Origin of the sequence: Paenibacillus sp. GbtcB18, from assembly GCF_019091125.1 — a bacterium.
Lineage (GTDB): Bacteria > Bacillota > Bacilli > Paenibacillales > NBRC-103111 > Paenibacillus_F > Paenibacillus_F chitinolyticus.
On the sequence record NZ_JAGXJX010000002.1, the window covers coordinates 608,489 to 619,394 of the forward strand.

At 50.7% G+C, this 10,906-nt stretch carries 11 protein-coding genes; 4 read left to right on the top strand and 7 right to left on the bottom strand.

What is annotated here, in order from left to right; genetic code table 11:
• Window positions 1-15 precede the first annotated feature (15 nt).
• From KVT34_RS08070 to KVT34_RS08090, 5 genes are all read right to left on the bottom strand, one after another.
• Window positions 16-1,065 carry a hypothetical protein gene (locus KVT34_RS08070; RefSeq protein ID WP_217558065.1) on the bottom strand — a complete coding sequence of 350 codons (1,050 nt, stop codon included), beginning with the start codon at window positions 1,063-1,065 and terminating at the stop codon, window positions 16-18.
• Window positions 1,066-1,091: 26 nt separating this feature from the next.
• A complete protein-coding gene (locus tag KVT34_RS08075) occupies window positions 1,092-1,832 on the bottom strand; it encodes a YdcF family protein (RefSeq protein WP_217558066.1) in 741 nt (246 codons plus the stop codon).
• A gap of 69 nt (window positions 1,833-1,901) precedes the next feature.
• Window positions 1,902-2,252, bottom strand: a complete 351-nt coding sequence (locus tag KVT34_RS08080; RefSeq protein ID WP_217558067.1) for a VOC family protein — start codon at window positions 2,250-2,252, stop codon at window positions 1,902-1,904.
• Window positions 2,253-2,322: 70 nt separating this feature from the next.
• Window positions 2,323-2,853: an HXXEE domain-containing protein gene (locus tag KVT34_RS08085; protein WP_217558068.1), complete on the bottom strand. Its 531-nt coding sequence runs from the start codon at window positions 2,851-2,853 to the stop codon at window positions 2,323-2,325.
• Between the two features lie 18 nt (window positions 2,854-2,871).
• The gene (locus KVT34_RS08090; protein ID WP_217558069.1) at window positions 2,872-3,603 is read right to left on the bottom strand and encodes a metallophosphoesterase family protein; all 732 of its coding nucleotides are present in this window, start codon (window positions 3,601-3,603) and stop codon (window positions 2,872-2,874) included.
• A gap of 824 nt (window positions 3,604-4,427) precedes the next feature.
• On the opposite strand from KVT34_RS08090, the gene KVT34_RS08095 reads away from it, so the two are divergent.
• Genes KVT34_RS08095 through KVT34_RS08110 form a run of 4 tightly spaced genes read left to right on the top strand, consistent with a single transcriptional unit; the run spans window position 4,428 to window position 6,458 of the window.
• Window positions 4,428-5,429, top strand: coding sequence for a S1 family peptidase (locus KVT34_RS08095; protein ID WP_217558070.1), 1,002 nt, complete (start codon window positions 4,428-4,430; stop codon window positions 5,427-5,429).
• Between the two features lie 12 nt (window positions 5,430-5,441).
• Window positions 5,442-5,855, top strand: coding sequence for a hypothetical protein (locus KVT34_RS08100; protein WP_217558072.1), 414 nt, complete (start codon window positions 5,442-5,444; stop codon window positions 5,853-5,855).
• A gap of 52 nt (window positions 5,856-5,907) precedes the next feature.
• A complete protein-coding gene (locus tag KVT34_RS08105) occupies window positions 5,908-6,213 on the top strand; it encodes a sensor histidine kinase (RefSeq protein ID WP_217558073.1) in 306 nt (101 codons plus the stop codon).
• On the top strand, window positions 6,210-6,458 hold the full coding sequence (locus KVT34_RS08110; RefSeq protein ID WP_217558074.1) for a sensor histidine kinase: 249 nt from the start codon (window positions 6,210-6,212) through the stop codon (window positions 6,456-6,458). Before KVT34_RS08105 ends, KVT34_RS08110 begins: the two co-directional genes overlap by 4 nt.
• Window positions 6,459-6,878: 420 nt before the next feature.
• On the opposite strand, the gene KVT34_RS08115 is transcribed toward KVT34_RS08110, so the two are convergent.
• On the bottom strand, window positions 6,879-8,972 hold the full coding sequence (locus tag KVT34_RS08115; protein ID WP_254634645.1) for a methyl-accepting chemotaxis protein: 2,094 nt from the start codon (window positions 8,970-8,972) through the stop codon (window positions 6,879-6,881).
• 279 nt (window positions 8,973-9,251) lie between these two features.
• Complete coding sequence (locus tag KVT34_RS08120) at window positions 9,252-10,901, bottom strand: DEAD/DEAH box helicase family protein (protein ID WP_217558075.1); 1,650 nt, start codon at window positions 10,899-10,901, stop codon at window positions 9,252-9,254.
• Window positions 10,902-10,906 lie beyond the last annotated feature (5 nt).

Genomic DNA, 10,906 nt, shown 5'->3' on the forward strand with positions numbered 1-10,906 from the left:
GCACCTCCGCAAGTGTTATTCAGAACGACGTTTCGTAACCGAAAAAACGGTGATTTCCCGGTCGATGAAACTCAGAAATTGTCTGCTTCCGGGATGATAGGCCGATGCGGATAAGTCCGAATTGGCGTACAATTCTTCTCCCGTACCGGAATCGTAAATTCTAAAGCCGCTCTCAGCGGATGTGCAGTACAAATAGTCATCATAATACAGGTCGCCAAAAGCAATCTTAAAGGAAATCGACTCCTTCCCGTCGCGGACATCCATAACTCTTATAAGATAATCTTCGGAAAGCGGCGTTTCTTCCTCTTCCGCCAAGAAGTCGGGATCGTAACGTCCGATGATTCCGATTTTTGTTTCCCCCATCCAGCAAATAGGCTCGTTCCAGTCGTACTTGCCCCACCAAAGCGTCGTTCTGCTTTCCCCGTCTTCCGATTCCCAAACATTTTCCTTTACCCATTTCTGAACGTTCCACGCGGTAACGGAACCGGTAGGATGCCATATCCAGCCGTTATCCGCTATCCAGTCGCCCCCGGGCGATACAAGCAGTTGTCCATGAAAATAATCCAGGCGATGCTCCGCTTCACTAGAATCGTCTTCATCGGTACTACAATAAGGATCCGGTCTGGGGACTACAGATTCTCCGGTACGTACATCGGTAATGTCCAGCCGGTTCCATTTTGTACCCTGCACAAACAGGGTCCGATTGTTGTCTTCCAGAAAAACCGCGGGAAATATGGACTGTTCGAAATGATAGTCGTCTCTTTCAAACGGACGGAGAATCTTTTTTTGTATTATGTCCACAATTACTCCGTTTTTCCCATAAGTGTTGACGACCGAAATGAATTCCTCTTGAACGGAAACCGCAAGTGTCACGCGTTCCTCGAAATTTATTTCCGGGCACTGGACGGAACAAATCTGTTCAATGGAATCCGATACGGTATCCAGCGTATAAAGATTCCCTTTTTCCGTGACAACGATGAATTTCATCGACTTTAACAAAGGCTTCGTATCCATTATACGTTCATCCAGCCGTAAACCGAGCTTCTTTGTTTTGACTTCGAACACCTGTTGTCCCGCCTCCTTTCTCCGGATCAGCTTACCCATGTCTTGATCATGGCGAAGTATTCCCGGATCATATTAATCGGTTTGAGGTGCGCCGGTGACGGGCTCGAAAGGCCGTACGCTTCATAACCTTCCCGTTTCGCCAGCAGCTTGGCCCGATACATGTGATAGTCGCTTGTGACGATGAGAATCTTCGGTTCGTTGATGCCCTTTTCTTTCAAAACGGTTTTGGTAAACCTCAAATTCTCAAGGGTGCTTGTCGATCTGCTTTCGAGAAGAATCCGGTTCTCCGCGATCCCCTTCTTCACCAGGTAGTCCTTCATAGCCACCGCTTCGGGCACATTCTCGCCCGGGCCTTGACCGCCCGAAACGACCACGGTGATGTCTTTCTTCCCGGAAACGTAAGCGAGCCCCGCATCTAGTCTCTGCTGAAGCGTAAGCGACACTTCGTATCCTTTCAGGCCCGATCCCAATATAACGACGGTGTCCGCTCCCGAGGATTCGGCTTCGTTGGCGCCCATTTGCGAGAGCACCAACGATTCCACGACCGCAAAAGAAAGGGCGATCAGCAGCGAGCCCGCCCACAGCGTTTTTCGCAGCCTCACGCGCTTGCTAAAATCAATCCTCCTGATGATCAGGAGAAGAACGACTATGATGCCAAAAAGCATCATCCCGAACCGTCCTCTAAACAAAAAAGGAGAGCTTAAAATTGTCAGAACCAACAACACGTCCGCCACTTTCGCTTTCCTGATTCCAGACCATCTCTTCATGTCGCGGTTCTCCTCAATCTTCCCCGCCGGTAACCGGCGATTTTCGGACGAAATCTGTTCCGATTACGTTTACTTGCATACCATAAGCAGATTCCCGTCCGGGTCCGTAAAGTTAAACCAGTGCCCGTTCTCGATTTCCGTGACCAGCCGGACGCCAAGGCTTTTCATGTAGGCATAGGACTGTTCGATATCGTCTGTCGCGAACTGAACCACCGGCGCTTTAAATACCGCCTCCGGCGAGTAGATTTTACTGTCGAGCACAATTCCCGCCCCCTGCATCGGCAGGATATACAGGTGGCCGAACAGCACTTCGCCGTCCGCAGGGAGGCCCAGTATTTTGCAGTACCAGCTCGCCGCTTGTTCAATATCGCTTACCGGGATAAAGACGGTGAGAATCTTATTTTGGATAGGACTGCTCATTTCGTTCCTCCTATTCGATCCGGCATTTGATTTGAGATGGCGGCAGCTTACTTGAAGCCGTATCCCGTTCTTAATCCGGCACGACTTTCTTTCCGAGCTTGTGCCCGGCCAGCACGATCGGCACCAAAAGCAGCCCCAGCGGCGCATAGGTTAGCAGGTCCTGCCAAGTTGCCGCTCCGTCCCGGAGCAGCCTGTAAAAGAAATAAACCGAATAGGGCAGGCTTACGGCGACGGCAGTCACCACGCCCGGTGTGTAGGATCTCAGCAGGATCGACTGTCCCAGATGGGTAAATACATGTACGAACAGGAGCGCATTGAACCCGATAAACAAGGCCCAAATTCCCTTCTCGGCCGCCAAATACGTAACCGGGACAAAAAGAATAAATTCAACAAACACGGCCACGGCAAACTGCGAGGATTTCACGTTCGACATGTCCTTGAACCATTTTTGTCCCGCTCTCGGGATTAACGGCCGGACCCTCTCGTAGTTTCTGTTCATCCAAGACTCCACAAAAATGATTTCTTCGAAATCGTGAATCATAAACGCCGCGAGGAACAGCCAGACGACCGCGTTCAGCGAAAAATAATCATCGAAGAACATAGGCTCCCCCTGTTTATTCTAGTCTTTGATGCCCCGGTATCTCGCGGTACGAAGCTCTTTGATATAAGCATCCAGCGCCGGCATTCCCGACTCCACGGCCTGGCTGATTGAGCGCTCGATGTCGTAAGGAACTCTTACGAACCGGATTTCAAGAGGGGCCGGCGTCCGGCAATCGATGCTGCCCTCCAGAACGACGTAGGACGCCTGGGTCAGATCGAGCGGATTTCCGACGCTTCCTACATTGAACAGCACTTTGCCGTACAAATGCTGGAGATACGCGTTATGGATATCGCCGTAACCGACGATATCGGCGGGAATCCGCTCCCGGCATTTTTCCGACGATTCGAAGAGGGAAAGCCGCTTCTCCGGCTCGTCCCACGGCTGCACGCGCTCGTACAGGCTGCGGGGCGAGGCATGGAACAGCCGGACGTATTTGCCGCTCATATAAAATTCGAGCGAAAAAGGCAGCCCCGCCAAGTATTCCAGTCGTTCTTTCCCGAGCACGTTCTGATGCCACTTCAGGTCCTCGATCTCCGTTTCCCGGGTGATGAAATCGTCCCAGTTCCCGCTGACTACCTCTTCGCAGTGGCTCCGAATCAGATCGACCGCCTGATCGGCATGCGGTCCTTTACCGATCAGGTCGCCCAGGCAAAAGATTCTCGAGATGTCTTTGCGCCGGATATCCTCCAGCACGGCTTCCAGCGCCGGTATGTTTCCGTGAATGTCTGACAGGATCGCTATTTTGTCCACACGTTTGTCCTCCGTAAGTCCGGCAGGTTAACCTGCTCTCTGTATTGGGTCGTATTTACTTTCGATCCGCCCGAGGCAGCTTCCTTCTTTTCCCTCCTAAACAATCTTCACTCCTTAGACGAAATAGACGAAAAAAAGACTGCAATGATGACTCATCGCAGTCTCTTCGTTCAGGCTTCTTCAAATAAGGTTGTACGGATTTTGAAACACCACTTTGCGGATCGGAGAAGCAGGTTCCCCGTCTTCGTTCCTCAGACCGGGCCGGAGGGTGTCTTTCGGTAGAATACGGTGTACATGCCAGAGGTCAGCCGTAACCGTTCTTCTTCCGCAGCGGCGTGCGCGGCTTCCCTGCCCACGGTTTAGCGCCGCATAGCTGTAATCAACCGCCGGACTCCAGGCTACATGGATGTGTGGGCGCCCATCTCATCTTCGTTTCGTTCTTCGTGTTCCACACCCAGGTTCCGTAGCCCGTAAACCTGCTTGCCGGGGTCCGTCACGGCTTTAGCCGCTTTTATGAACTGGTCGTACCTCCACGGCAGGCTTACGGATTTTTAACCCAGTCCAGATTAAAGCGGGTGAACAAAATCTGGCCGGATTGGCAAACAAGACGCGGCTTTTTCGATCCCCAAGGTCGGGAAAGTTCACGACCGCAAGCTGGCAGTACGATCCCTTACTCTTTACTTTACGGGGTCATATTTTGACCTATTAAAACTACACCTAAAGTCCAGAATTGTAATTAATATGTTTATTCTCTTTCTTTTTCCAGTTCAATAGTTATTATTTTATGTACATGCTAAGCAAAAGAAGATTACGGATCTATTTATTTGGAAAACAGCCAAGAAACAGAACCCACTTTTGTTATCGCTTTAGCCAAGCAGGATAAAAATTCAGATGACTTTGTAGCGAGCTTAAAAGAAACAATGCCAAAAGTTAAAGTAGTAAGAGTAAAAAATTCTTATAAAGATTTAGAAACTATTAAAGAAGACATCAGACTTCAATGGCCAGTGTACGAAGCCCAAGGCGCCATAATTATTTCAACGGGCATCAGCACTTCAAAAAATAAGGTCATTTTAACCGCACAAAAGTTCCCGGAGAATTTAAAGAAATTAGTTCAATTAAAATACGGTAAAGATATTGAATTTGAAATAGATGAAAAATTCGTTATCCCGCAACCTTCCGGTTCTGCTGCACGTTTTAAAAAATGGAACACGCTGGGAGGGGGTATAGGAATTAGTTCAAGTTCTGGTGATTGCTCAACTGCTGCTACAGGCACAAAAAATGGAGTACGGTTCATAATTACCGCTGGTCATTGTGTCAAAAATAACGGAGGGGCAGTATGGCAATTCGAAAATTTGTCGGAAAATTTTGTGGGTGTACAACATTTTGACGCGCGCAACTCACATGGTGACCGTTACGGCATCGATCTCGGCTTAGTTAGAATTACTGACACCGCAAGAACATTGTCAAATTACGTTCTGAAAAATGGTACAAGTGGATATGATGCTAACTTCAATTCTACAGGCAATTTTTATGAATTCCAAAATATATGTAAGGCAGGCATTACCACAGATTATACGTGTGGATTGGTTGGATCAGTGAGTCGTGATGCAAAATATACGGATGGATATACGTATAAAGACGTAGCTCAATTAGATTCCTTTAAATCAGGCGAAACATTAGCTAAGCCCGGTGACAGCGGAGGTACTGTTTGGAGTGGAGAGACATTGTTAGGAGTTATATCGGGTGTTGGAACTTTTACCTATGCCGCAAAAATCTCCTATGTCCCCTCTTTATTCGGTAATGATTTTCAAATAAAACTAAATTAAAGTGGGTCCGATATGAAAATTTATAAATATCTGCAGCTATTTCTTCTATTGCTCACTGTATTTGTAATTGTTGGTTGCCAAGAAACAAAGAAAGACGAGTTAACTTTTCCTAGTGAAGACATGATTAAGACTGCAGTTATTAACGCTTCTGGAATAGAAAAAGAAATGAGTCAAGAAGATATCAAGTCCCTAGTAAAGATTTGTAAATCAGGAGTTTTGACTAGTAACAAAAAAGACAAAACCGCAATAGGACCTGCATTTAAAATTAGCATTACAGAAACTTCCGGCAATGCTCTTGTCATTAACTTTTTCCAGGATCTGCGCTTTGCCTTCAATCATAATTTAGACTTCATATACATGCCCGAAGATTCCTCCAAAGTCATGGCAACGGAACTATTCGAAAAATATGGTGTCATACTTAAATAAAATGACAAATACGCTGATCATGTTTTTCTCACATGATCAGCGTATTTGTTTGTTGTACAAAATTATATCGAGCGCTCTTCCCAAAGCCCAGCAGAAAATCGCCCAGTACGAGGCGCTTAAAAGCCAGATCAATCCCCATTTCCTCGCCAACGCCCTTGAAACGGTCCAGATGAAAGCCATTATCAACGGCCAGCGGGACATTTCGGAAATGGTCGGCATCCTCGGCAAGCTGTTCCGAATTCATATTCAGACCGGCAAGAGACCATCTCCCTGCGGGAAGAGTTCGATCAGATACGGTTCGGCGATAAAATCCGGTACGTTGAAAATCTCGCAACGGGAAGCGAATCCGTCTAAGTGATGCACTTCTCGCTCCAACCGCTGATCGAAAATGCCCTCGTTCACGGGCTGGAGCGTAAATCCAGCCCGTGGCTTCTGGAGATCGGTTCCTTGCTTGCCGGGCACGAGATGACTATCACGATCCGGGATGACGGCGCGGGTATGGAAGCCGGCGAGCTGGTCAAGCTGCGCGAACGGCTAAAGCAGCCTTCGGATACACTGCAACAGCCGCGCATCGGGATCAAGAACGTGCACGACCGCATCTAGTTCTACTTCGGCGAACCGTACGGGCTGACGGTGGAAAGTACTTCCGGCGAAGGCACGGTCGCCAGCATCCGGCTGCCGAGCCGGGAATGCGCGGCGGGCGGGCCGTGGGGCCGATAGGCCAGTGGGTCGTGGGCGGATCGGTGAGTCGTTGGGCCGTGGCGGGTGCCCGCAGCTCAAGCCTGTACCGCATGCGAATGACGTATGCCCGTGCGAATGCGATACGCCCGTAGCCCATGCCTTATGCTGCCGGGGATATCCCGGCATGCCTGACGCTTGGGACGCCGGGCAGGCCCCCGCGAGTCTCTGCTGCCGATAGCCCCCTCCTCTGCCCGCTCCTTGGGGCGACCCACATGCAAAAAGCCTGCCGGGAGCGGCAGGCTTTTTTTGCGTGTGGTGCGAAGGGCTGTTCCGGCCCTCCCGTCATATTTTGAAATTGGCAATCGTTTGCTTCAACTGCTCGGCGCTTTCCCGTGTTCCTTCCACGATGTTCAGCACTTTGTCCGAACTGTCCATCGCAACGCTCGCTTGGTCCGAAATACTTCCCGTTCCGGCGGCAGACTCGTTGTTGGCAATCGAAACTTCGTTGATCATGAGCGCCATATCCTCGATCGCCCGGCTCAGCTCATGCGCGGTCGCGTTGAAGTCGCCCAGCAATTTTTCGTAAAATTCCGCGTCCTGGTAGTACTGCTGACCCGTTTCGACCATCGCGTTGTAATCGTTGATGACGGTCGTATCAATAAAGGTGAGCATGCTTTCGGAGTTCGCTTTCAAATTCTGCACCGAAGAGGTGACGATTTGAACGACTTCGCGAATTTTGTTCGCGGAGTGTCCGGATACCTCGGCCAGCTTGCGGATTTCTCCGGCCACAACGGCAAAGCCTCTGCCCGCCTCCCCCGCTCTCGCCGCCTCGATATTGGCGTTCAAGGCCAGGAGATTGGTTTGAGCCGTAATCTCCAGAATGGAGTTCGCCAGTACCTGGATCTGCTCGACGGCTCTGGACTGCTCGATGGCGCTCTCTACGCTCTCCCGCATTTGCCGGCCGATCTCAACGGCCCGCTCGGACGATGCGACCGCGGTTTCGCGCAAAACTTCCGCCCGCTTGCTGACTTCCTTCGAAGCCTCTTCGCCTTGTTTCGCTTTGTCCGCGATCCGGTCGACGGACTGGCGGATGCTCGAGGACGAATGGTTCATTTCTTCCGTCGATGCGGCCGTTTCTTCCATGGCGGCGGCCATTTGCTGCGTCGTGCCGGACACGTTCTGGATTTGGCCGTTCAGATCTGTCAAATGGCTGCTCACCGCCGTTACCGAACTGCCGAGCTTATCCGACTCTTCCACAACGGTGCGGATCGTATCGCTGATCGAGGCCTGCATCGTATGCATGGACTGCATCAAAACGCCCGTCTCATCCTTGGACTTCATATATTTCTGCGGAACCGGATGCGAAAAGTCTCCGCCCGCGATGACTTTCAAGTGCCCGGTCGCCACTTTAATCGGCGTCGTAATCCGGTACGAAAGCAGTACGAGAATAGCCGCAAACACGAGAATACTTCCGATGATGACGAAGACCAGACCTTTTTTCAGGGCCGCAACATCATGCATATACTCATCGACCGGCTTAAAGGAAACAACGAACATATCCTGCAGGGACGATTTAGCGTAGGAAGCGATTTGCTTCTGTCCGTTCAGCGTGAAATACCCGATTCCCTTCTTGTTGGCGCTTATCTCCTTGAAAAAAGCGGGAACGTCTCCTTCCGCTTTGGTCATATCATATTTCAACACTTCTTTGCCGTCTTCGGAAGCGACGAGAACTCCTGCCACATTAATCATAAACGTTTTAACGTTGCCCTCCTCCGTGGACCGGACGATATTCGCCGACAACTTGGTCAGATCAACCGCCGTACCTACGATGGAAGGCATCGCATCGGTACTTCCGTCCGGAATGTGCGTCAGCAGCGCCATAATCGGTCCTCCGGTTACGGGAGATTGAACGGGGCCGAACAAGACGGGCCCTTTCTTCATCCCTTCCAGGAGGGACTTGTCGAGATCGGCCACGCCGATATCCATGCCGACGGATTGTCCGCCGATGCCGTCCGATACGATCGCGCTGTTGTACGCGGCATAAATATTTTCGTACAAGCCGTTCGCGTCCGTGATGAGCTTGCCGAGATAAGCGGATGCCGTGGCGGCGTTTTCCGATTTCGGATTGCCGGTTTTCTTAATTTCCTTGAATGTGTTGACCAAAAAAGGATTGTTCGCGATCATCGAAGAACTTAACGATAAGTTGGTGAAGGCCATATCCATCTGGTTCACCTTCTCCGAAACGATGTTCATCATGGACTTTCTCGCTTCACCTTCAAGCGAATCGGCCGATGTGCTGCTTGCATACCACAACGCGATTAACATCGGAATGATCATACAAGCAACCGATATCAGCATGATCTTGGCGAATAAGCCGGTTAGGTTGATTTTGCCGAATATGCCTCGTATTCGTTTTGTCTTGCTTTTTAACATCATGCTCCCCCTCATATAGCGGCGTATGCCAAATAGATACCTATTTTATCGACAAAAACAGACAAAAAGTTAATATTAAATTTATTCAATTCGACATATATTCAAAAGAAATTGTTCCTTTTGAACTATTTTCAATAGGACAAAAGAAATAAAAAACAACCTCTCCGCAAAGAGGCTGTTTTTATTCGACGGTTTTTATGGAAATGTCGGATTTACTTCGAAAGGCATTCAAACTTGGGTTGCTCTTCTTATACGAGAATAGAAGGCTAATGATCCGTTTTGCTAAAGGGTTCCGAGCACGTCGAGCAGTGCTTTCTTCTTATCTTCCCCAATTGGTTTCTCCAAAATTTCCTCCAGCAGCCGAGTCAAGTACTCCGCCCGTTCGGCCCGTTCCGCGCCGTTCGTCTTCTCCAGGCCGCCGTGCGGCAGAACGATACCATCGGGAATTTCATTGGAGATTTGTACCGTCGCCTCTCCCCCGCTCGAACCGCTTCCTGATGGAACAAAATAATAGACCGTAGTCGGATTCGCCTGATTGTCTTTGAAAAAGGTTTCGCCGACCCAGTAGCTTGCTCCCCTCCGGACCGGAAACATAAAGCTGTTCGGATTGGAGTAATTGTACTTTGTCCAGTCGCTGGTAAAGCCCCCCGTATTCCCGCCGGTGGCCTGTATCATATATCCGTCGGTCCCTCCGTAAATCCAGCCCACCGATAAAACCTGCTTCCAGGGGAGGTAAACGTAACCGATCACAAATCCGTCCGTTCCCGCCACATGCGTACCGGTGCCGATCCGCTTGTAGTAGCCGATCATCCCCACGCTGCCCGCAGCGCTTAAAGCTCCTTTAACCGTAGTGTCGGACAAGGTTGACGCGCCGCCGACGGATAGTGCGCCCTGTACGGACGAGCTTCCCAGCGAGGCGGCGCCCTGCACCGTAAACGGGCCTGTAACCGTCCCTCCGGACAACGTTGAGGTTCCGGTTACGTTCAGCGGGCCGGTTACGTTCAACGCACCGTTGGCGTTTATCTGACCGGTTACTTCCGCGCCGCCTTTCAATGAAGCGGAACCCGACACCTGGAGCGTTTTGCCGTTCAATCCGGCGGCCGTCGTTATGTTTCCCGCTGCGGATAACGTGTTCGGCGTCTCGTCCGGATTCGTGATGTGTACGGTCACCGCCTCGTACACATACAGCGTTTCGCCGCGTACCCCATCGGTCCGGCTTGCGATGAGAATGAAGGTCGTCGTCTGACTAAGGCCCTTCGTCACGACGAAAGAATTATCGGTTCCGCTGTACAGCGGAGCGGAGCCTGCCGTTGTGACGATCTGATACTGGCTGGCGTTGCCTTCCCAGCTCAGCTTGAACGCCTGGCCGTTTGCGAAGCTGCCGCCAGGCACGATGTCCGGTTTGGAGCTGTCGTAAGCGCCCGCCACAAAATTACGTACGTAAAATTCCGGAAGTCCGATCGTCAAACTGAACGGCAGGTCGCGCTGCTGATAATCTCCGGAGAATGAAGAAGACGTCTCCAGAATGTGCAGGTTGCGGATGTCGCCGAGAGCGGCGGAGACCGAGCCGACGCCGACCGTCAAGATCAGCGGGTAGTTGATCAAGTAATCCTGCGAAGACTTGGCCGTAAATTTAAGCGGGATGTAGGATATACCGACGGCCAGCCCCACCTCGGCGCCTTCGACGATCTTTCCGACCGCGTACTGCCACTTATCCGTATTGACTCCCGGATAAAAGATATCCTTCCGGCTTAGCGCCCCCGAGGGGATATACAGATCGATTTCCTGACAATAAACTTCCTTGCCGGAGGGAGGGGCCACGACTAGCGTTATAGTGCCGGAGGCGGAAGAAGTCTGCGTACTCGCCTGCAGGGGACTCGGTGACGTCAATACACTGTAATTTAAAAGTACGGGAAGATCAGCTCTACTCATCGTTT